Origin of the sequence: Listeria farberi (assembly GCF_014229295.1) — a bacterium.
Lineage (GTDB): Bacteria > Bacillota > Bacilli > Lactobacillales > Listeriaceae > Listeria > Listeria farberi.
Genome location: NZ_JAARZL010000007.1, coordinates 1 through 22,517 on the forward strand (window position 1 = coordinate 1; position 22,517 = coordinate 22,517).

21 protein-coding genes and 1 rRNA gene are annotated in these 22,517 nt (G+C 38.6%); 21 read left to right on the forward strand and 1 reads right to left on the reverse strand.

Features of this window, described 5'->3' with window-relative positions; all coding sequences use genetic code 11:
• The 16 genes from rrf to HCB38_RS14065 all read left to right on the forward strand — a co-directional run.
• A 5S ribosomal RNA gene (gene rrf / locus HCB38_RS13990) occupies nt 1-88 on the forward strand; the annotation flags it as partial.
• A gap of 128 nt (nt 89-216) precedes the next feature.
• On the forward strand, nt 217-741 hold the full coding sequence (locus tag HCB38_RS13995) for a DUF2179 domain-containing protein (RefSeq protein ID WP_185319972.1): 525 nt from the start codon (nt 217-219) through the stop codon (nt 739-741).
• A 205-nt stretch (nt 742-946) separates the two neighbouring features.
• On the forward strand, nt 947-1,435 hold the full coding sequence (purE, locus tag HCB38_RS14000; RefSeq protein WP_185319973.1) for a 5-(carboxyamino)imidazole ribonucleotide mutase: 489 nt from the start codon (nt 947-949) through the stop codon (nt 1,433-1,435).
• Nucleotides 1,428-2,552, forward strand: coding sequence for a 5-(carboxyamino)imidazole ribonucleotide synthase (purK, locus tag HCB38_RS14005; protein ID WP_185638826.1), 1,125 nt, complete (start codon nt 1,428-1,430; stop codon nt 2,550-2,552). Before purE ends, purK begins: the two co-directional genes overlap by 8 nt.
• An 18-nt stretch (nt 2,553-2,570) precedes the next feature.
• Nucleotides 2,571-3,863 carry an adenylosuccinate lyase gene (gene purB, locus HCB38_RS14010; protein ID WP_185319975.1) on the forward strand — a complete coding sequence of 431 codons (1,293 nt, stop codon included), beginning with the start codon at nt 2,571-2,573 and terminating at the stop codon, nt 3,861-3,863.
• Between the two features lie 80 nt (nt 3,864-3,943).
• Complete coding sequence (gene purC / locus HCB38_RS14015; RefSeq protein WP_185638828.1) at nt 3,944-4,657, forward strand: phosphoribosylaminoimidazolesuccinocarboxamide synthase; 714 nt, start codon at nt 3,944-3,946, stop codon at nt 4,655-4,657.
• An 11-nt stretch (nt 4,658-4,668) separates the two neighbouring features.
• Complete coding sequence (gene purS, locus HCB38_RS14020; RefSeq protein WP_185319977.1) at nt 4,669-4,914, forward strand: phosphoribosylformylglycinamidine synthase subunit PurS; 246 nt, start codon at nt 4,669-4,671, stop codon at nt 4,912-4,914.
• Nucleotides 4,915-4,917: 3 nt separating this feature from the next.
• Nucleotides 4,918-5,601 carry a phosphoribosylformylglycinamidine synthase subunit PurQ gene (gene purQ / locus HCB38_RS14025; RefSeq protein ID WP_185319978.1) on the forward strand — a complete coding sequence of 228 codons (684 nt, stop codon included), beginning with the start codon at nt 4,918-4,920 and terminating at the stop codon, nt 5,599-5,601.
• On the forward strand, nt 5,594-7,813 hold the full coding sequence (gene purL / locus HCB38_RS14030; protein WP_185638829.1) for a phosphoribosylformylglycinamidine synthase subunit PurL: 2,220 nt from the start codon (nt 5,594-5,596) through the stop codon (nt 7,811-7,813). Before purQ ends, purL begins: the two co-directional genes overlap by 8 nt.
• Nucleotides 7,798-9,225 carry an amidophosphoribosyltransferase gene (gene purF, locus HCB38_RS14035; RefSeq protein ID WP_185638831.1) on the forward strand — a complete coding sequence of 476 codons (1,428 nt, stop codon included), beginning with the start codon at nt 7,798-7,800 and terminating at the stop codon, nt 9,223-9,225. The genes purL and purF overlap by 16 nt, the downstream gene beginning before the upstream one ends.
• An 18-nt stretch (nt 9,226-9,243) precedes the next feature.
• The gene (gene purM, locus HCB38_RS14040) at nt 9,244-10,290 is read left to right on the forward strand and encodes a phosphoribosylformylglycinamidine cyclo-ligase (protein ID WP_185638833.1); all 1,047 of its coding nucleotides are present in this window, start codon (nt 9,244-9,246) and stop codon (nt 10,288-10,290) included.
• Nucleotides 10,287-10,853, forward strand: coding sequence for a phosphoribosylglycinamide formyltransferase (gene purN, locus HCB38_RS14045; protein WP_185620054.1), 567 nt, complete (start codon nt 10,287-10,289; stop codon nt 10,851-10,853). Before purM ends, purN begins: the two co-directional genes overlap by 4 nt.
• A 5-nt stretch (nt 10,854-10,858) precedes the next feature.
• Nucleotides 10,859-12,388 carry a bifunctional phosphoribosylaminoimidazolecarboxamide formyltransferase/IMP cyclohydrolase gene (purH, locus tag HCB38_RS14050; protein WP_185638835.1) on the forward strand — a complete coding sequence of 510 codons (1,530 nt, stop codon included), beginning with the start codon at nt 10,859-10,861 and terminating at the stop codon, nt 12,386-12,388.
• A gap of 26 nt (nt 12,389-12,414) precedes the next feature.
• The gene (gene purD, locus HCB38_RS14055; RefSeq protein WP_185638837.1) at nt 12,415-13,677 is read left to right on the forward strand and encodes a phosphoribosylamine--glycine ligase; all 1,263 of its coding nucleotides are present in this window, start codon (nt 12,415-12,417) and stop codon (nt 13,675-13,677) included.
• A gap of 137 nt (nt 13,678-13,814) precedes the next feature.
• The gene (locus tag HCB38_RS14060; RefSeq protein WP_003720075.1) at nt 13,815-14,111 is read left to right on the forward strand and encodes a YerC/YecD family TrpR-related protein; all 297 of its coding nucleotides are present in this window, start codon (nt 13,815-13,817) and stop codon (nt 14,109-14,111) included.
• Between the two features lie 18 nt (nt 14,112-14,129).
• The gene (locus HCB38_RS14065) at nt 14,130-14,384 is read left to right on the forward strand and encodes a hypothetical protein (RefSeq protein ID WP_185319985.1); all 255 of its coding nucleotides are present in this window, start codon (nt 14,130-14,132) and stop codon (nt 14,382-14,384) included.
• A gap of 43 nt (nt 14,385-14,427) precedes the next feature.
• Here HCB38_RS14065 and HCB38_RS14070 read toward each other — a convergent pair whose 3' ends face one another.
• On the reverse strand, nt 14,428-15,783 hold the full coding sequence (locus HCB38_RS14070; RefSeq protein ID WP_185319986.1) for a sodium-dependent transporter: 1,356 nt from the start codon (nt 15,781-15,783) through the stop codon (nt 14,428-14,430).
• Between the two features lie 209 nt (nt 15,784-15,992).
• On the opposite strand from HCB38_RS14070, the gene pcrB reads away from it, so the two are divergent.
• From pcrB to gatC, 5 genes are all read left to right on the forward strand, one after another.
• The gene (pcrB, locus tag HCB38_RS14075; RefSeq protein ID WP_185638839.1) at nt 15,993-16,670 is read left to right on the forward strand and encodes a heptaprenylglyceryl phosphate synthase; all 678 of its coding nucleotides are present in this window, start codon (nt 15,993-15,995) and stop codon (nt 16,668-16,670) included.
• Between the two features lie 64 nt (nt 16,671-16,734).
• Nucleotides 16,735-18,930: a DNA helicase PcrA gene (pcrA, locus tag HCB38_RS14080; RefSeq protein WP_185320053.1), complete on the forward strand. Its 2,196-nt coding sequence runs from the start codon at nt 16,735-16,737 to the stop codon at nt 18,928-18,930.
• 23 nt (nt 18,931-18,953) lie between these two features.
• Nucleotides 18,954-20,969 (forward strand): NAD-dependent DNA ligase LigA, encoded by a 2,016-nt coding sequence (gene ligA, locus HCB38_RS14085; RefSeq protein ID WP_185319988.1) that lies wholly within the window; start codon nt 18,954-18,956, stop codon nt 20,967-20,969.
• Nucleotides 20,966-22,081 carry a CamS family sex pheromone protein gene (locus HCB38_RS14090; protein WP_185319989.1) on the forward strand — a complete coding sequence of 372 codons (1,116 nt, stop codon included), beginning with the start codon at nt 20,966-20,968 and terminating at the stop codon, nt 22,079-22,081. The genes ligA and HCB38_RS14090 overlap by 4 nt, the downstream gene beginning before the upstream one ends.
• Nucleotides 22,082-22,205: 124 nt before the next feature.
• Nucleotides 22,206-22,499: an Asp-tRNA(Asn)/Glu-tRNA(Gln) amidotransferase subunit GatC gene (gatC, locus tag HCB38_RS14095; RefSeq protein ID WP_003722233.1), complete on the forward strand. Its 294-nt coding sequence runs from the start codon at nt 22,206-22,208 to the stop codon at nt 22,497-22,499.
• Nucleotides 22,500-22,517: the final 18 nt, after the last annotated feature.

Sequence of the window (22,517 nt, forward strand, 5' to 3'; positions counted from 1 at the left end):
CCGTTCCCATCCCGAACACGGTAGTTAAGCTTCTCTGCGCCAATGGTAGTTGGGGGCTTCCCCCTGCGAGAGTAGGTCGCTGCCGGGCAATCTAACAAAGTCCTAATTATTTAGGACTTTTTTTGTTGAGGTGTTTCTTTTGTCAGCTACCTTATTGGATGTTATATTAGTAAAAGACTCACAATGAAATGTAGTTTTTTGGTGGGGGGTATTTTAGTGGATAACAGTATATTTATAGTGGTTACTATTTTTATTGTAAATATTTTGTATGTGACGATTTATACGGTGAGGTTACTTTTGACGATGAAAGGTTATCGTTATTTAGCTGCTCTTTCAAGTGTGTTTGAAATGATTATCTATGTAGTTGCCCTTAGTTTGGTTTTGGATAACTTAAATAATATTGCCAATGTTTTAGCGTATGCAATTGGATTTGGCGTAGGAATTATCGTTGGTATGAAAATTGAAGAGCGAATTGCTTTAGGGTATATTACAGTGAACGTTATTACAAAAGAATATAACTTAGACTTGCCAAATCAAATTCGTGATTTAGGATATGGGGTTACTAGTTGGCTTGCGAGTGGTCGTGATGGTGAACGGATGATGCTTGAAATTTTGACACAAAGAAAAAATGAGCGGAAATTATATAAACATATTATTGAAATTGATAATGGTGCATTTATTGTTTCTTCTGAGCCAAAACAAATCCATGGTGGTTTTTGGGTTAAACAGGTTCGGAAATGAAGAGAAGCTTACCTATGATGGTAGCTTCTTTTTTTATTTATTTGGTGAAATTGGATACATAATGCTAGTAAAAAGACCAAATACGCCCTAAACACGAACGTTAATAAAATGTAACAATTAAATGTTCGATTTTACGTTGACTTTTATCGTACCTATTGTTAGAATGAAAGAGTCGAAAAGAGATTATTAAGGAGTTGATCACGTAATGCCTGCTGTAATTGGTGTCATTATGGGGAGTACCTCAGATTGGGATACAATGAAAAAAGCATGTGATGTATTAGATGAATTAGACATAGCTTATGAGAAAAAAGTGGTTTCTGCTCATCGTACACCAGATTTAATGTTTCAATATGCAGAACAAGCGCGGGAACGTGGTTTAAAAATTATTATTGCCGGTGCTGGGGGCGCGGCGCATTTGCCAGGTATGGTTGCAGCAAAGACGACTTTGCCTGTAATTGGTGTGCCAATTAAATCAAAAGCGTTGAATGGAATGGATTCGTTACTTTCTATTGTACAGATGCCTGGAGGTGTTCCGGTAGCGACAGTTGCTATTGGAGAAAGTGGTGCAGTAAATGCTGGACTTCTAGCCGCACAAATTTTATCTATAACGGACGATGCAATTACTAACAGATTACAAAAAAGACGTGCTACACTAGAAGAAACAGTTCTAGAAAGTAGTGATTCTCTTGGATAAAAAATTTTTACTGACAAATAGTACAATTGGTATCATCGGTGGTGGACAATTAGGACGTATGCTAGCGATAGCTGCAAAAGCAATGGGTTATCGAATTATTGTTTTAGATCCTACAGCAGATTGTCCAGCAGCTCAAGTAAGCGATGAACAAGTCGTAGCTGATTATGATGATAAAGTAGCATTATGCGAACTTTCCGAAAAAGCAGATGTAGTTACTTATGAGTTTGAAAATATCGACTATGATGCTTTAAAAATGACGCAAAACTTAGTATCTGTCCCACAAGGATCGGAATTACTTTCGATTACGCAAGACAGAATTTTAGAAAAGGCTTATTTAGAATCTGCTAACATTAATATTGCGCCATATGCTGTAATTGTTGATAAAGAAGAAATCGAAAATGAGATAAGAAGTATTGGTTATCCTGCTGTCTTAAAAACAGCGCAAGGCGGATATGATGGGAAGGGACAAGTTGTTATTCACAATGCAAGTGATATTGAGGATGCGGCACAATTGTTGCGTTACGGTTCTTGTGTGTTAGAAGCTTGGATTCCTTTTGAAAAAGAAATTTCTGTGATTGTTGCGCGTAACTTAAATGGACAAGTGGAAACATTCCCAGTAGCTGAGAATGTTCATGTAAACAATATTTTGCATACGACTATTGCACCAGCCAAAGTAGCAGCGGATGTCCATGAAGAAGCGGAAGAAATTGCTAAAAAATTAGCTGATGTACTTCAATTATGTGGTGTTTTAGCTGTAGAAATGTTTGTGACTAGTTCTGGGGCGATTTATGTAAATGAACTTGCTCCGCGACCTCATAACTCAGGACATTTTACGATTGAAGCTTGTTCGATTTCGCAGTTCACACAGCATATTCGTGCGATAGTTGGCTTACCGCTCGTAAAACCTGAGCTATTGAAACCAGCGTTAATGGTCAATATTTTAGGGCAACATGTGGAGGCAGTGAATGAACAAATGATAGATTATCCACATTGGTTTGTACATTATTATGGTAAAAAAGAAGCTAAAATTAATCGCAAAATGGGTCATATAACTATCTTGACTGATGAACCAAAAGCGGTATTGAGTGATATAGAAGAAACGCAAATTTGGAAGTAACTGGAGGAATTAAAAAGGATGTTAGAACGTTATACTCGTAAAGAAATGGGCAACATTTGGACAGAACAAAACCGTTATCAGGCTTGGCTAGAGGTAGAAATTTTGGCTTGTGAAGCTTGGGCAGAGCTTGGTGATATTCCGAAAGAAGACGTAGCGAAGATTCGTGCTAATGCGAAGTTTGATGTGGAACGTATTCATGAGATTGAGCTAGAAACGAGACATGATGTGGTGGCGTTCACTCGTTCGGTTTCTGAGTCACTTGGTGAGGAACGTAAATGGGTTCATTATGGCTTAACTTCAACAGATGTAGTAGATACAGCGAATTCTTACTTACTCAAACAAGCAAATGAAATTTTAAGAAAAGACTTGGAGAATTTCATTGCGATTATTGGCGAAAAAGCGAAAGAACATAAATATACAGTAACGATGGGTCGTACGCACGGTGTTCACGCGGAGCCAACTACTTTTGGTTTAAAACTTGCTCTATGGTACGAGGAAATGAAACGTAATTTAGAACGGTTTAACTTTGCTGCTGACGGTGTAGAGTTCGGAAAGATTTCCGGAGCTGTTGGGACTTATGCTAACATTGATCCTTTTGTGGAAGCATATGTTTGTGAAAAACTAGGAACTACTCCAGCGCCGATTTCAACGCAAACATTGCAACGTGATCGTCACGCAGAATATCTTGCAACGCTTGCTTTAATTGCTACTTCTGTCGAAAAATTTGCAGTCGAAGTACGTGCACTACAAAAAAGTGAAGTACGCGAAGTAGAAGAATTCTTTGCAAAAGGACAAAAAGGTTCGTCCGCAATGCCGCATAAACGTAATCCAATTGGTTCTGAAAATGTAACTGGACTAGCTCGCGTTATTCGTGGGCATATGGTTACTGCTTATGAAAATGTACCGCTTTGGCATGAACGTGATATTTCTCATAGCTCAGCAGAACGAATTATTTTACCGGATTCAACTATTTTATTAGATTATATTTTAAATCGTTTTGGTAATATTGTGAAAAACTTGACGGTCTTCCCAGAAAATATGAAGCGCAATATGGACAGAACGCTTGGGCTTATTTACTCACAGCGCGTATTACTAGCGCTCATTGATAAAGGTTTAGCTCGTGAGGCGGCTTATGATGTCGTGCAACCAAGAGCGATGGAAGCTTGGGAACAACAAGTACCATTTCGTGAATTAGTAGAACAAGATGCAACTATTACTGAAAATCTATCTGCAGAAGAAATTGCAGACTGTTTTGATTACAACTATCATCTGAAGAATGTCGACTTAATTTTTGATCGCTTAGGATTATAATTACGGGCAGAATACAACCTAACCTCTTTGATATTTATTTTTTCAAAGAGGTTAAGTACTTTATAAGGAGATAAATTATCGTGACTAATGAATTGGTTTATGAAGGAAAGGCAAAACGACTTTTTAAAACAAAAGAAGCTGGGGTCTTGCGTGTGGCTTATAAGGATGATGCAACGGCGCTCAATGGCCTACGAAAGGAATCTTTTGCTGGTAAGGGTCAGCTTAATAACCAAATTACATCGCTTATTTTTTCCCATATAGCAGAAGCGGGAATAAAGAGTCATTTTATCCGAATGATTTCGGAAACGGAGCAATTGGTGAAAGAGGTATCAATTATTCCACTTGAAGTAGTTGTTCGTAATGTGATGGCTGGTAGTCTTGCGAAACGTCTTGGTAAAGAAGAAGGCGAGGAAATTCCAAATGCGATTGTGGAATTTTATTATAAAGATGACGCCTTAGATGATCCGTTTATTAATGACGATCATGTGTTGTATCTCGGAATTGCGACAAAGCTTGAGATGGAAACGATTCGAAAGGCAGCTCGTACTATTAATGAAGCATTGCAGACTTTATTTAATCAAATGAATATTACTCTCATTGATTTTAAATTAGAATTTGGTCGTGATGCGGATGGAAATATTTTACTAGCAGATGAAATTTCACCAGATACATGCAGACTTTGGGACAAAGAAACAAATCAAAAGCTCGATAAGGATGTCTTTCGTCGGAATATTGGCAATTTAACAGATGTGTATACAGAAGTATTGAATAGATTAAAGCAAGTTCAAAACTAGGAGGCCACAAAATGTATAATGTCAAAGTTTATGTCACTTTAAAGAAAAGCGTATTAGATCCACAAGGTGTTGCAGTAAAAGATGCAGCGAAAAGCATGGGTTACGTGGAAGTAGAAGATGTTCGTATTGGTAAATTTATGGAACTTAAAGTAGCGAAGTCAGAAAGAGATATTCATGAAGTATTAAATGAAATGTGCGATAAACTGTTAACCAATCCGGTGATGGAAGATTACCGATATGAAATTGAGGAGGCGTAAACGATGAAATTTGCTGTCATTCAGTTCCCAGGTTCTAATTGTGATCTTGACATGCTACATGCGATTCGCGATTCTCTTGGCGAGGAGGCGGAATATGTATGGCATGCGGAAACAAGTCTAGCAGGTTTTGATGCGGTGTTACTTCCAGGTGGATTTTCTTACGGAGATTACTTGCGAACTGGTGCGATTGCAAAATTTTCAAGTATTATGCCAGAAGTTTTGCGCTTTGCTGAAATGGGAAAACCAGTGCTTGGTGTTTGTAATGGATTTCAGATTTTAACGGAAATTGGTTTGCTGCCAGGTGCGTTAATTAGAAATAATAATTTGCATTTTATTTGTAAAACAGTGCCGCTTCGTGTGGCAAATGCGGATACGATGTTCACAAAACTTTATGAAGAAGGCGAAATTATCCAAGTTCCAGTTGCTCACGGGGAAGGTAATTATTACTGTGATGACGAAACACTTTTAAAATTAAAAGATAATAACCAAATTGTGTTTACATATGATAGCGTGAATCCAAATGGCAGTCGTGCGGATATTGCTGGTATCGTAAATGAACGCGGGAACGTGCTTGGAATGATGCCACATCCAGAGCGTGCGGTAGAAGAAATTATTGGCGGTACTGATGGTTTAAGACTTTTCGAGTCCGTTGTAAAAGCTTGGAAGGAGGAACGAGTAAATGCCTAACTTGGAACCAACGACAAAAGAAATTAAAGAACAAAAGATTTATCAAGAAATGGGTTTAACGGATAATGAGTATGAGCTTGTTTGTTCCATTCTTGGACGTGAGCCTAATTATACAGAGACTGGACTTTTCTCCGTTATGTGGTCGGAACATTGTAGTTATAAAAATTCTAAACCGGTACTAAGGAAATTTCCTACAGAAGGAAAACAAGTATTGCAGGGTCCGGGCGAAGGTGCTGGGATTGTAGATATAGGCGATGGTCTTGGTGTTGCTTTTAAAGTGGAAAGTCATAATCACCCTTCTTATGTGGAGCCCTATCAAGGAGCAGCAACGGGTGTTGGAGGAATTATTCGTGATGTATTTTCGATGGGAGCTAGACCGATTGCAATGCTTAATTCACTTCGTTTTGGTGAATTAGATACATCGCATGCAAAGTATTTAGTTAGTGAAGTGGTTGCGGGGATTGCTGGGTATGGCAACTCTATTGGGATCCCAACAGTTGGTGGCGAAATCCAATTTGATCCTTGTTATACGAAAAATCCGCTAGTTAATGCAATGTGTGTCGGTTTAATTGAAGCAAAAGATATTCAAAAGGGACAAGCAAAAGGAATTGGCAATCCTGTTATGTATGTTGGTGCTAAAACTGGTCGTGACGGGATTCACGGCGCGACTTTTGCATCTGTAGAGTTTAGTGAAGAAGGCGAACAACAACGCTCTGCTGTACAAGTGGGTGATCCTTTTATGGAGAAATTATTGCTTGAAGCATGTTTAGATGTGATTCGTGATCATTCGGATATTTTAGTGGGAATTCAAGATATGGGAGCTGCTGGGCTTGTTAGCTCAAGTTCCGAAATGGCGTCAAAAGCAGGTGCTGGACTGGAATTAATTATGGACGATGTGCCGCAACGTGAACTACATATGACACCATACGAAATGTTGCTTTCTGAATCGCAAGAACGAATGCTTTTATGTGTGAAAAAAGGACATGTGGAAGAAATTCAAGCTTTGTTTGAACGATATGGTTTAGAAGCAGTTGTCATTGGAAAAGTAACGGATGATAAAATGTACAAAATTATTCATCACGGTGAAGTGGTTGCGAATGTTCCTGTTGATGCACTTGCAGAAGATGCACCTGTTTATCATAAGCCTTCGAAAGAGCCAGCTCGTTATCAAGCTTTCCAAGAAGAGGAAGCATTTGTGCCGGTGATTGAAGATGTGGTCGGTGTTTGGAAAGAGTTACTTGCTCAGCCAACGATTGCTAGTAAGCGACATATTTATGAACAATATGATTATCAAGTGCGCACAGACACAGCAGTTGCGCCCGGATCAGATGCGGCAATTGTTCGTGTGCGTGGGACCGAGAAGGCAATTGCGATGACAACTGACTGTAACTCGCGCTATTTGTATCTTGATCCAGAAGTAGGCGGAGCGATAGCGGTTGCGGAAGCGGCGCGCAATATCGTTTGTTCTGGCGGGAGACCACTCGCGATTACAGATGGACTTAATTTTGGTAATCCTGAAAAACCAGAAATTTTTTGGGAAATTGAAAAAGCAGCAGATGGCATTAGTGCAGCTTGTCTAGAGCTTGATACGCCAGTTATTTCGGGAAATGTTTCGCTTTATAATGAAACAGATGGTACGGGAATTTATCCAACGCCGGTGATTGGGATGGTTGGTTTAGTAGAAGATTTGTCACACATTACAACACAAGATTTTAAAAATAGTGGCGATGTGATTTTCTTAATTGGTGAAACAAAAGCTGAATATAGCGGCTCGGAATTACAGAAATTACAACAAGGAAAAATTAGCGGACGCGCGCCAGAATTAAATTTAGCGACAGAGAAAAAATACCAACACTTACTTCTAACGGCAATTCAGGAAGGTCTAGTTGCTTCTAGTCACGATTTGGCAGAAGGCGGGTTTGCGGTTGCGCTTGCGGAAGCAACATTTAAAGCAGGGTTTGGTGCCGATGTAGAAGTGCCGTTTAAATTGAATCAACTATTCAGTGAATCACAATCACGTTTCTTAGTATCTGTAAAACCAGAAAATGAAGCAGCTTTTGCTAAATTAATGGATCAGGAAAAAGTTTACCGAGTTGGTGTAGTAACGGCAGATGATACGATTCGTGTGAAACATAAAGAAGAAATAGTAACAGCGAAAACAACGGAATTACGATCCATTTGGGAAGGGGCTATTCCATGCTTGCTGAAGTAAAAGGACTTAATGAAGAATGTGGGATTTTTGGTATTTGGGATCATCCTAATGCAGCAGAAATCACCTATTATGGGTTGCATAGTTTACAACATCGCGGTCAAGAAGGTGCCGGAATTGTTTCAACAGATGGAGAAACGCTAAAAGGTCACCGGAATCTCGGGCTTTTAGCAGATGTATTTAAACACGGTGAATTAGACGATTTAAAAGGTAAAGCAGCCATTGGTCATGTTCGATATGCAACTGCTGGTCAAAAAAACTTAGGCAATGTACAACCATTTTTATTTCATTTTCATAGTTCTTCTTTGGCACTTGCGCATAACGGGAATTTGGTTAATGCAAAAAGTTTACGCCGTGAATTAGAAGAAGAGGGAGCTATTTTCCAAACGAGTTCGGATACAGAAGTATTAGCTCATTTAATTAAACGGAGCCATACAGGTGATTTTGTTGAAGATTTGAAAGTGGCTTTAAATAAGGTCAAAGGTGGCTTTGCGTATATGCTTCTGACGGAAGATACCATGTATGCGGCGCTTGATCCGAATGGGTTTAGACCGCTTTCGATTGGCCGTATTGGTGATTCGTACGTAGTTGCTTCGGAGACGTGTGCTTTTGAAACGGTTGGCGCTGAATTTGTTCGAGATGTGGAGCCAGGCGAACTGATTATTATTAATGATGATGGGCTTCAGATTGAAAAGTTCACGGAGAATGTGACGCATTCCATTTGTAGCATGGAATATATTTATTTTGCTCGACCAGACTCTAATATTGCTGGAATTAATGTTCACTCAGCCAGAAAGCGTTCTGGGAAAAGACTCGCAAAAGAAGCATTTATTGATGCGGATGTAGTGACAGGTGTGCCGGATTCAAGTATTTCTGCGGCGATTGGATATGCAGAAGAAGCCGGACTGCCGTACGAACTTGGTCTCATCAAAAATAGATATGTGGCAAGAACTTTTATTCAGCCATCGCAAGAACTTAGGGAACAAGGGGTTAGAATGAAGCTTTCTGCCGTGCGAGGTGTTGTGGAAGGTAAACGGGTTGTGATGATTGATGATTCAATCGTACGCGGGACGACAAGTAAACGGATTGTCCAGCTTTTACGAGAAGCAGGAGCGGCGGAAGTTCACGTGAGAATTGCTTCTCCACCACTTGCTTACCCTTGTTTTTATGGAATTGATATTCAAACAAGAAATGAATTAATCGCTTCTAATTATTCCGTTGATGAAATTTGCCGTATTATTGGCGCAGATTCTTTAGAGTATTTGAGTGAAGAAGGTTTAGTAGATTCCATTGGAAGACCTTATCCGAATGAACCTTATGGGGGACTTTGTATGGCTTATTTTAACGGCGATTATCCGACCCCTTTATACGATTATGAAGCAGAATATTTAGCGAGCTTAGAAGCAGAAAAATAATGAGGAGTGACAAATCGAATGGCAGAGAATGCATATAGTAAAGCAGGCGTGGATGTAGATGCTGGCTATCAAGTAGTCGAGCGTATCAAAAAGCATGTAGCTAGAACAGAGCGGATGGGCGCAATTGGTGCACTCGGTTCTTTTGGTGGCATGTTTGACTTAAGTAGTTTGAATTTAAAAGAGCCTGTTCTTGTTTCTGGTACGGATGGCGTTGGGACAAAATTACTTTTAGCTATTGAAGCGGATAAGCATGATACGATTGGGATTGACTGCGTGGCGATGTGTGTGAATGACATTTTAGCTCAAGGTGCCGAGCCCTTATTTTTCTTAGATTATATTGCAACAGGGAAGACAGATCCTGTTAAAATGGAACAAATTGTTAAAGGGGTAGCTGACGGCTGTGAACAAGCTGGTGCTGCTTTAATTGGCGGCGAAACTGCTGAAATGCCTGATATGTACGGGTCAGACGATTATGATTTAGCAGGTTTTACTGTCGGAGCTGTCGAGAAAAAGAAACTGATTACAGAAGGTGCAGTCAAAGCAGGAGATACGCTCATTGGTATCCCGTCGAGCGGAATTCATAGTAATGGTTACTCACTAGTTCGAAAAATTTTCTTTAAAGATAATGACTTTAAGTTAAATGAAATGTTCACGGAACTAGATGTGCCACTTGTGGAAGAGTTACTTAAGCCGACACGCATTTACGTGAAGCCAGTTTTAGAAGTTTTAAAAGCAGTGGATGTTCACGGTATTACTCATGTGACAGGTGGCGGATTTGTAGAGAATTTACCGCGGATGTTAACAAATGATTTAGCTGTCAAAGTGGAGCTTGGCTCGTGGCCGGTTCTTCCAATTTTTGATGTAATGAAAAAATATGGTCAATTGAGCGAACTTGAAATGTATGAAATTTTCAATATGGGCATTGGCATGGTGTTGGCAGTTGCGAAAGAGGATGTCGAAAAAACATTAGAAGTACTTGTTCAAAACGGGGAAGCGGCTTATGTTATTGGAGAAGTTACAACGCGTTTTGATGATGCTGTTATTTTCGGAGGCGCAAACGGATGAATATAGCTATTTTTGCTTCTGGTAATGGCTCGAATTTTCAAGCTTTAGTAGATGATGAGCTCATTAAGCCTCATGTGAAGCTACTTGTCTGTGATAAACCAAACGCCTATGTTGTAGAACGCGCAAACATGCAAAATATTCCGGTTTTCCTATTTGATGTGAAAAATTATCCAGATAAAGAGGCTTTTGAAACCGAAATTTTATTAGAACTGCGCGGTTTGGAAATTGATTTATTAGTGCTTGCGGGTTATATGCGTTTGATAGGGCCTACGTTACTTGCAGAATTCCCTGAACAAATTGTTAACTTGCATCCGTCGTTATTACCTGCATTCAAAGGGAAAGACGCGATTGGTCAAGCTATCGAAGCGAAAGTATCAGAAACTGGTGTTACAGCTCATTTCGTGGATGCCGGGATGGATACAGGACCAATAATCGACCAGGTCAAAGTAGCAATCGCTAAAACAGAAACTGTAGATACTTTAGCTGAAAAAATTCATCAAGTAGAACATATTTTTTATCCAAAAGTGATTCGAGGATTAATTCAAAATGGAGGGAACGATTAATTATCATGAAAAGAGCGCTTATTAGTGTGTCAGATAAAAACGGCATCGTGCCATTTGCAGAAAAATTAGTAGAACTTGGAGTAGAAATTATTTCGACCGGTGGAACAAAAGCGGCATTTGAACGAGCTGGCGTACCAGTAACTGGAATAGAAGAAGTAACTGAATTTCCCGAAATGCTTGATGGCCGCGTAAAAACACTTCATCCAGCAATTCATGGCGGGTTACTAGCAAGACGCGATACAGCTGAACATATGGAAGCTATTGCAGCACACGATATCAAGCCAATTGATTTAGTCATCGTTAATTTATATCCTTTCCAAGAAACGATTCAAAAACCTGGTGTTACTTTAGAAGAAGCGATTGAAAATATTGATATTGGCGGACCTTCGATGTTACGGTCAGCTGCGAAAAATTATGCGGCGGTAACGGTAGTGGTTGATACAGCGGACTATGATACAGTACTCACAGAACTACAAGAACATGGTGCAACTACTTTTGAAACGCGCCAACGTCTAGCTGCGAAAGTATTCCGACACACAGCGGCCTATGATGCTTTAATTGCAGAATACTTAACGAACATCACTGGAGAAGCATTCCCAGAAAAAGTGACGTTCACTTACAATCGAAAACAAGTCTTGCGCTACGGTGAAAATCCTCACCAAAATGCAGCTTTTTATACAGATCCTGGTACAGTAGAAAACTCGATTAGTGCTGCGAAACAGTTGCACGGTAAAGAGTTATCTTATAACAATATTCGTGATGCAGATGCAGCCCTTAAAATTGCTAGTGAATTTACGGAGCCAGTTGCGGTTGCAGTAAAACATATGAATCCATGCGGTGTTGGCGTTGGTGAAACTATTGAAGAAGCTTATTTGAAAGCTTACGAAGCAGATGAAACGTCTATTTTTGGAGGAATTGTTGCCTTAAATAAAGAAGTCGATGCGAAAACAGCAGAACATATGAGCAAAATTTTCTTAGAAATCATCATTGCACCAAGTTTTTCTGAAGAAGCATTTGCGATTTTAGCGAAAAAGAAAAATATTCGCTTGTTAACTGTTCCATTTGCGAGTTCCGTAAAAGGTTTCGAGAAAACTTCTGTAAATGGCGGGCTTCTTATTCAAGCGAATGATGCTCTTGTAGAAGATACAACAAGTTATGAAGTAGTGACAGAAAAACAACCAACCGACTCAGAAATGAAAGCTTTACTAGCTCAGTGGAAAATTGTAAAACATGTCAAATCCAATGCGATTGTTGTTGGCTCAGAAAAACAAACGCTTGGAATTGGCGCTGGTCAAATGAATCGAATCGGTTCAGCCTTAATCGCAATAGAACAAGCTGGTGAAAAAGCAAAAGGTGCTGTACTGGCTTCCGATGCCTTTTTCCCGATGGATGATACAGTTGAAGCTGCGGCAAAAGCAGGCATTACAGCGATTATTCAACCTGGTGGATCAATCAAAGATAAAGAATCAATTGCAATGGCTGATAAATATGGTATTTCCATGGTTCTAACACATGTACGCCATTTCAAACATTAATCCTCATAAAAAGGACGTGTCATTAAATGAATTTATTAGTAGTTGGTAGCGGCGGTCGAGAACATGCTATTAGTAAAAAATTGCTAGAATCAAACAATGTCGAAAAAGTATATTGCGCTCCGGGAAATGACGGAATGTGTATAGATGACATTCAATTAGTAGCTATTTCTGAGACAGATAAAGCAGGTTTAATTGATTTTGCTAAAAAGGCAGAAATTGCTTTTGTTATCGTTGGACCTGAAGTACCTCTTTTGGAAGGTGTTGTCGATGCTCTAGAAGAAGCAGGAATTAAAGCATTTGGTCCAAAAGCAAATGCAGCTTTAATTGAAGGTAGTAAAGATTTTGCGAAACAATTTATGGAGAAATATGCTATTCCAACGGCAGCATCAAGAACCTTTACCGATTATGCAGAAGCTAAAGCATACCTGGATGAGCGCGGTGTGCCAATCGTTATTAAAGCAGACGGACTCGCTGCCGGAAAAGGAGTCACAGTAGCGCTAGAAATGGAAGAAGCAGTTCTTGCGTTAAAAGATATGATGTTAGAAGAAAAATTCGGTGACGCATCTCTTAAGGTCGTTATCGAGGACTTCTTAGCAGGAGAAGAGTTTTCTTTGATGGCTTTTGTAAACGGAGAAGAAGTTTATCCAATGGCAATTGCGCAAGACCATAAACGTGCTTATGAAGGCGATAAAGGACCCAATACTGGTGGAATGGGTGCCTATTCTCCCGTGCCACATATTTCTGAAGTTGTAATAGAAGAAGCTGTCCAAAAAATCCTTCGCCCAGCAGCAAAAGGGATGGTAGAAGAAGGTCGTTACTTCCGCGGAATTCTATATGCAGGCCTTATCCTAACCGCAGATGGTCCAAAAGTAATTGAATTTAATGCACGATTTGGGGATCCAGAAACACAAGTCGTCTTACCACGTTTAGAAAGTGATTTTGCAGCGCTTATAGAGGCTTTACTCCATAACGAAAAACCAGATGTTCGATTTAAGAAAACGGGACTTACACTAGGTGTGGTATTAGCAAGCGCTGGTTACCCGGAGCATTATGAAAAAGGAAATAAAATAACCGGACTAAATGATGTTGCAGAAGATGTAGCAATTTATCATGCAGGTACCAAACAGGATGAAAATGGCGATTTTATTTCTGATGGTGGACGTGTGTTATTGCTAGCAAAAGAAGCTGAAACCATGAGTGATGCAAGGACTTTACTGTATCCAGAAATGCAAAAATTGGATAATCCAAATTTCTTTTATCGCATCGATATTGGCACAAAAGCAGAATAATAAAGAAAGTACTATCTCAGGATAAATTCCTAGATGGTACTTTTTTGTTTGTTTCGTAAAGAGAAACGTTTGTATTTTACGCGTTGGTACGTTAAAATATGAAAGTAGGATATATGAGATTATTTGGAGGTAAAGATATGCAAATAGAGAAGTTGCGTGGACAAGGATTGGATGAATTCTTCCAAGGGATTTTAACGCTCGAGAATTTAGAAGAATGTTATGCTTTTTTTGATGATGTTTGTACAGTGAATGAAATACAGTCCATGGCTCAACGTTTCCAAGTAGCAAAAATGCTTCATGATGGAAAAACATATAATGTAATTGAATCAGAAACTGGAGCAAGTACAGCAACCATTTCACGTGTAAAACGTTCACTTCATTATGGCAACGATATGTACGATGTGGTGTTTTCAAGAATGACAAAGCCAGAATAAGATTGGTAGGGATTAATATTGAAAAAGTTTAATAGTAAAACCTATCAGATTGTAATCATCTCTATTCTTGCTCTTGCAGTTATTTATTTTGTGATTAATATGATTTCCACTGGCACTGGGCTTGATTTTTCTTTACTATGGCACTGGGTCTTTATTGTTTGTTTTATTTTCACGACGCTTGCTAATGTTAGAGAAAAACGAGCAATTGGAACGGCGATTGGCCTAAGTGGAATCTTGATTTGTGTGACTAGTATCGTACTGATGGCAATATAATAAAAGCAATCTCGCTAAAAAAATTAGCGGATTGCTTTTTTTGTTAAAACAGAAAATCAATTAAGCCGGTCGCGGATAGGAAGACAAAAATAATCGCGATTGGTGCAATATATTTAATGAGAAAGAGCCAAATAATAAAAACCTTTTTGCCAAAATGGCTGCTCGTGGTAAATTCTTTTAAAAGCAACTCGCGTGGTAATCGGTAGCCAACAAAAATCGCGATAAATAAAGCACCAACTGGCAAGATAATATTCGACACAAGATAATCGGCAGCATCAAAAATACTTAGTCCAAAAATCTGAACATCGCTCCAAACACCGAAACTAAGAGCACTTGGAATTGCCATTAACACAATCACAAGCCCCATCCAAAGACTCGCTTTTTTACGATTAACGCCAGCATTCATCAGTGGCGCAACAGTTGCTTCGAGCATCGAGAAACTGGAGGTTAATGCGGCGAATAAGAATAAAATCAAGAAAATAATAAAGAACAACATTCCAAACGGCATTTGATTAAATATCGAGGGTAAAATAACAAATAGCAATCCTGGTCCAGCATCTGGCGTAATATTAAACGAAAATGCCGCTGGGAAAATTGCTAATCCCGCAAGTAACGAAACAAACACATTCATAAGCGAAACCGAAATCGCTGACTGAGGTAAACTAGTCGAACGGTTCAAGTAAGAACTATACGTAACCATCACCGAAATCCCCACACTGAGTGAAAAGAACGCCTGACCAAGAGTAATAAGAACCGTTTGAGCAGTAAAATGACTAAAATCGGGTCGTAAGAAAAATGCGACACCTTCCATTGCACCAGGTAGTGTCAAAGACCTGATAATTAAAACTATAAATAAAATAAAAAGTGCGGGCATCATAAACTTGCTCATTTTTTCAATTCCGCTAACAACCCCGCGACTAATTACAATTACATTGAGTAAAATAAAGAAAACGGTGGCCCCAACCGAAATCCACGGATTAGCTGTCGTCACTTGAAAATCATGCAGCAAACTTGCTTGATTTTCTCCGGCAATCCCACCAGCGAGCGTTTTAATTAAATAAGTAATAATCCAACCACCAACAACACTATAAAATGAAAATAAAATACTTGCACCCACTACGCCTAATTTTCCAAGTAAGTTCCATTTTGTTCCGGGGGCGAGCGTCTTATAAGCTTGAACTGCATCTCCACCAGAACCTCGTCCAATCATAAATTCAGCAATCAAAAGTGGCATGACTACAAGTAAGGTTAAAATTAAAAACAATAAGAAAAATGCGCCACCTCCTGCAGTTGCGGCCACATAAGGCAGTTTCCAAATCGCACCAATTCCTATTGCGGACCCAGCGGATGCTAATATAAACCCGACTTTTGAGCCCCATTCTTCTCTGTTTTCTTGCATAATATCCCCATTTCCTTTTTCTATGTCAGTGCTCTAGAAGTCTTAATAAAATCAAATTTTCCTCATCATACCATAAAATAAAAGCTATCCCAACAAGAAGTCGTAAAAAAAGCTTAAAAAAAGTTAAAATTTCCTATTGTAAGGGTGCGATGAAATGTAACTAATGCTATAATAAGATATCCCATTATAGAGAAGAATTGGAGAAGCAAATGAAGCATTTATTCAAGTTAGACCCAGCAAAGAATTTACCTCATAATAGTGTCACAAAGCTCATTCATTCTGGAACCGATGGATTTATCATTGGAGGGACAGATAATTTAGAAATAGAAGCAGTCGAAAATTTGTACGAATTATTAGCTGAAACAGATTTACCGATTTTCCTTGAAGTAAGCGATGAATCCATGATTTTGCCTGAAGCAGAACATTTTTTAATTCCAGTCGTATTAAATACAGAAAATAGTAAATGGACGCATGGTTTACACAAAGATTTAATCAAGGAACTAGGGGATTTTATTCCTTGGAAGCGAGTTACATCAGAAGGTTATGTTATTTTAAATAAAGACGCAAAAGTTGCCCGTTTAACAGAAGCAAAAACAGATTTAACGGATGAAGATATTGTTGCTTATGCGAGATTAGCAGAGAATATATTTCATCTGCCGATTTTTTATGTTGAATATAGCGGTATGTACGGCGATCCGGAAGCAGTAAGAAAAGTAAGTGAAGTTTTAAGCGACACCAATTTTTGGTATGGTGGGGGAATCCGTTCCAAAGAGCAAGCTGCTGAAATGGCAAAGTACGCGGATACGATTATTGTGGGCAATATTATTTATGAGGATTTAGAAAAAGCACTAGAAACCGCAACTATTTTTGGAAAGAAAACGGTTTGATTATAAAGTGTAGTATGATAAAATAAGAACAAATGTTTGTATGGTGGTGTATAGGAAAATGCAATTGAATGCAAAAGAATTAGTTGACGGATTAAACCCAGAACAACGGAAAGCAGTAGAAAGTACAGAAGGACCTCTATTAATTATGGCTGGTGCAGGGAGTGGTAAAACACGTGTATTAACCCATCGCATAGCTTATTTAGTAAGAGAACGTGGCGTGAATCCTTATAATATTTTAGCGATTACGTTCACTAATAAAGCCGCACGCGAAATGAAATCGCGTATTGGCAATTTGATGGGCGGAGAAGCGGAATCAATTTGGATTTCCACTTTTCACTCCATGTGCGTACGAATTTTACGTCGTGATATTGACAGAATCGGTTATGAACGGAATTTTACCATTTTAGATGGTAGTGACCAATTATCAGTTATTAAAGGCATTTTAAAAGAAAAGAATGTCGACCCCAAGAAGTTTGAACCAAGGGGTATTTTGGCTTCTATTAGCAATGCAAAAAATGAACTGATAACAGCAAGCGAATATATTAAAGAAGCAAGTGGTTTTTACGACAAAATGGTCGGTGAAGTCTATGAAAAATATGAAAAGAAACTTAAGAAAAACCAAGCACTCGATTTTGATGATTTAATTATGGTAACGATTCAGTTATTTGAACGCGTACCAGATGTTTTAGAATATTATCAGCGTAAGTTTCAATATATTCATGTGGATGAGTACCAAGATACAAACCACGCGCAATATTTACTCGTGAAACAACTTGCTTCAAGATTCAAAAACTTGTGCGTCGTCGGAGATTCGGATCAATCAATCTATGGTTGGCGCGGGGCAGATATTAGTAACATTATGTCTTTTGAAAAAGATTACCCTAATGCGAAGACTATTTTGCTAGAAGAAAATTATCGTTCGACCAAACGTATTTTAGAAGCGGCAAACCGCGTGATTGAAAACAATGGTAATCGTAAGCCGAAAAATCTTTGGACAAGTAATGCAGAAGGGAAAAAGATTTTTTATCATAAGGCTCTAACGGAAAAAGAAGAAGCTGCCTATGTGGTTATGAAAATTCAAGAAGAAATAAATAACTCGAATCGACCACTTTCTGATTTTGCGATTCTTTATAGAACCAATGCACAGTCCCGTGTAATGGAAGAATATTTCATGAAGTCGAATATGGCTTACACGATGGTTGGCGGTACGAAATTCTATGACAGAAAAGAAATCAAAGATATTTTGGCATATTTACGTTTAATTAGTAATAATGAAGATGATATTAGTTTGACCCGTATTGTTAACGTACCAAAACGCGGTGTTGGACCAGGCACATTAGATAAGCTAAACAATGTTGCGACAACTTATGACCTCAGTCTATTTGAAGTACTTAACCGCATCGAATTAGCAGGGATTTCTCCTAAAATAAGCAAAGACTTAGTTGCCTTCCATGATTTAATTCGTGGCTTCACGCAAATGCAAGATTTCTTATCTGTAACCGAACTAGTAGAAGAAATCCTTGAAAAAACAGGTTACCGAGCAATGCTAAAAAATGAACGAACAATTGAAGCACAAACACGTTTAGAAAATATCGACGAGTTTTTATCTGTCACACAAAATTTTGAAAAAGAAAATGACGATAAAACGTTAATTGCCTTTTTAACTGATTTAGCTCTCGTTGCAGATGTGGATAAGTTAGATGAAGACAATGAAGAACAAAACGGTGCTGTGACGCTTATGACGCTTCACTCTGCCAAAGGGCTAGAATTCCCAGTCGTCTTTTTAGTTGGGATGGAAGAAGGGATTTTCCCACATTCTAGAGCCATTTATGAAGAAGAAGAAATGGAAGAAGAGCGCCGACTTGCTTACGTTGGTATTACTCGAGCAGAAGAAGAACTTTTCCTAACGAGCGCGTACTCCCGGATGCTTTATGGGCGCCCATCATCTAACCAAGAATCTCGCTTTATTGGCGAAATTCCTCGTGACTTACTAGAATTAGGTAATGAAAATAAATTAACAGCTGATAAACCTTATGCCAAAGCGCGCATGCCGCAAAAAGCAACTACTGCTTACAAATCTTCTGGAGCGGAAACACTCGGTTGGACAGTCGGCGATAAAGCTAGTCATAAGAAATGGGGCGTAGGAACAGTCGTAAGTGTCAAAGGAGAAGGTAGCGGAATGGAACTTGATATTGCATTCCCAAGCCCAACTGGAGTCAAACGATTGCTCGCAGAATTTGCGCCAATTGAAAAAGTATAAATTTGGAAAAAGCAGGTGAAGAAATGGCTGATAAAAAACGGTATGAAGAACTAATAAACATACTTGATCAATACAGCTATGATTATTATGTAATAGATAATCCAACAGTAGAAGATGCCGAATACGATCAAAAGATGCAAGAACTACTTAAAATAGAAGAAGCGCATCCAGAATGGGTTACACCTGAATCCCCGTCGAAACGAGTAGGCGGAGAAGTTTTAGAAGGTTTTAAAAAAGTAGAACATGACACACCAATGTTAAGCTTGGCAAATGCGTTTAATCGCGATGACTTGGCTGATTTTGATCGCCGTATCCGTGATAAAGTCGGTGATGACATTAGTTATATGTGCGAACTGAAAATTGACGGACTAGCCGTATCACTTCAATACGAAAATGGTAAGTACAATCAAGGTGCTACGCGAGGTGATGGAACAGTTGGTGAAGACATCACTGCTAATTTGCGCACGATTCGTTCTATCCCAATGAAACTGAAAAAAGCTTATTCCATTGAAGTTCGTGGGGAAGCTTTTATGCCAAAACGTTCCTTCCAAAAATTAAATGAAATACGCGAAGAAGAAGGCCAGATGTTATTTGCAAATCCGCGAAATGCAGCGGCCGGATCACTTCGTCAATTAGATACAAAAATTGCTGCATCTAGAAATCTTGATATTTTTCTTTATGCTGTAGCCGATTTTGGTGAAATGGGTGTTGAGACACATAGTGCAGGCTTAGACATGCTTGAAACGCTAGGTCTTAAAGTCAATAAAGAGCGTAGACTTTGCAATAATTTAGAGGAAGTATATGCTTATATTGACGAGTGGACAGAAAAACGAGCTGGTTTAGCTTACGATATTGATGGTATCGTTTTGAAATTAAACAATTTAGAACAACAACGGCAAATGGGGACAACAGTGAAATCACCACGATGGTCAATTGCTTATAAATTTCCTGCAGAAGAAGTACCAACTAAACTGCTGGATATTGAATTGAACGTTGGCAGAACTGGCGTAATAACTCCCACAGCGGTGTTAGAACCAGTAAGAGTAGCAGGAACTACAGTTAGCCGTGCCTCACTTCATAACGAAGACTTAATTACAGAAAAAGATATTCGCATTGGCGATACCGTTTTAATCAAAAAAGCTGGCGATATTATTCCTGAAGTGATTAAGAGCATTACCGAAGAACGTAACGGTAGTGAAGAACCTTTCCACATGCCAAAAAACTGCCCAACATGTGATAGTGAACTCGTTCGCTTAGAAGAAGAAGTAGCACTAAGATGTATTAATCCTAAGTGTCCAGCTCAAATTAAAGAAGGGCTTATCCATTTTGTTTCAAGAAATGCGATGAATATCGATGGTCTTGGTGAAAAAGTTATTATTCAGCTATTTTCAATGCATTTAATTAAAGATGTAGCAGATTTGTTTTTCCTTTCGAAAGAGAAACTGTTAGAATTAGAAAGAATGGGTGAGAAATCAGTAACCAATTTACTGACATCCATCGAAGCAAGTAAACAAAATTCGCTTGAAAAATTACTTTTTGGCTTGGGAATTCGCCATGTTGGTGCTAAAGCAGCCAAATCGCTTGCAGTTCATTTTGAAACAATGGATAATTTGAAAATAGCAGACAAAGAAACATTGACAAGTATTAGCGATATTGGGGAAAAAATGGCAGACAGTATTGTGACTTATTTTGCGAATGAAGAAGTACATGATTTACTAGAAGAACTAAAAAGGGCTGGCGTCAATATGACCTATACAGGGCCAAAACTAGAAAACATGTCCGAAGAGGAACTTGTTTTTGCAGGAAAAACAGTTGTCTTAACTGGAAAACTGGAAAAGCTAACACGAAACGATGCAAAAGCATTAATTGAATCTCTCGGTGGAAATGTTTCTGGAAGCGTCAGTAAGAAAACGGATGTTGTTGTAGCTGGCAGTGATGCTGGTTCTAAACTAGCCAAAGCTGAAGAACTAGCAATTCCTATTTGGTCCGAAGAAGACTTAATAGAGTACTTACCAGACGAAGGTGGATTAAACGAATGAAAAAACTCATAATTGCAGCGCTCGGTTTAACGCTTATTCTCTCTGGCTGTGCCCCAAAACTCGACTCAAACGATAAAGTGGTACAAAAAGATGATAAAAAAGCAGAAACGGGCATCATGACAAAAAATCAAATTTCATCTAATTATTACAAAACAGTATTACCGTATAAAGCAAGTAAATCTCGTGGTCTTGTAGTATCGAATATATACTCTCGGTATGATATTAACGAGTTGGAATCGGGTTTAATGCGAATTTCCCAAAATAAATATTCGCCAGACAATTACCTTTTTCAAGAAGGACAATATTTGGATAAGGATACATTAGAAAAATGGTTAGACCGAAAAAGCAAAAAAAATCCCAATGGTTTAAATCCAGAAAGTAATGGTGACGGAAAAGATCGTAAGCCAATTTACTTAGCACATATTTTAGAACAAGATTATTTAAAACAAACAGATAAAGATACAGTAGCGCTTGGTGGGATTTCTATCGCGCTGGCAATGAATTCTGTTGATTACTATCAAAAAGAACAATACGGAGATACTTTTGAACAAGAAATCAGTGACAGCGATTTACTAGCACAAGGAAAAGAAATGTCTGCTACTGTGTTGAATCGAATTCGCCAAACAAAAGGATTGGAAAATGTTCCAGTTACGATTGCTATTTATAAGCAAGGGCCACGTGATGCTGTAGCTCCAGGTAATTTTCTTACTTATACAACAGCAAATGGCGATAGCTTATCTAATTGGAAAGACATTGACGAAAAAAATTACGTTTTACCATCCACAGAAGCTGCAAAAAATCACAAAACAGACAATGATAATTTCCTTAACTTCAAAAAATCTATTGAAGATTACTATCCGAATTTTACAGGCGTAGTTGGTCGTGGTAGATATGAAGACGGGCAGTTAACAGAACTTAGTATTGATATCCCATTACAATTTTATGGACAAGCGGAAATTATTGGCTTTACGCAATATGTGACAGATTTAGTAGGACAACATATTCCGAAAACAGCTGATTTACAAGTAAATATATCTACATCGGACGGTCCAGCCGCTTTAATTACTAGAAAAGCAAATGAAGATGCAGCTACTGCTCACATTTATGATTAATAAAAAACAATGCGAATTGTTCTTTCCTGTTGTATAATTATGCAGGAGAGGACAGTTCTTCCCATTTTTAACAGGCGGGAAGTACTATCGCGTAGAAAGTACCACTAAAAAGGAGGATGGCATTTTGTCAAATATATCCAAAGAAACAGTAGAAAAAGTAGCAAATCTTGCCAAGTTAGAAGTTTCAGAAACAGAAGCAACTGCTTTTGCGGGTCAGCTCGGTAAAATTATTGAGCTAGTAGAGCAATTAAATACTTTAGATACAACGAATGTAGAACCTACCAGCCATGCAATCGACGTATCGAACGTGTTACGTGAAGATGTGGCAACAAAAGGATTAGATCGTAAAGAAGTACTGAAAAATGCGCCAGATGAGCAAGACGGCATGTTCAAGGTACCTACAATTATGGAACAATAAACACGTTAAGGAGGGAAA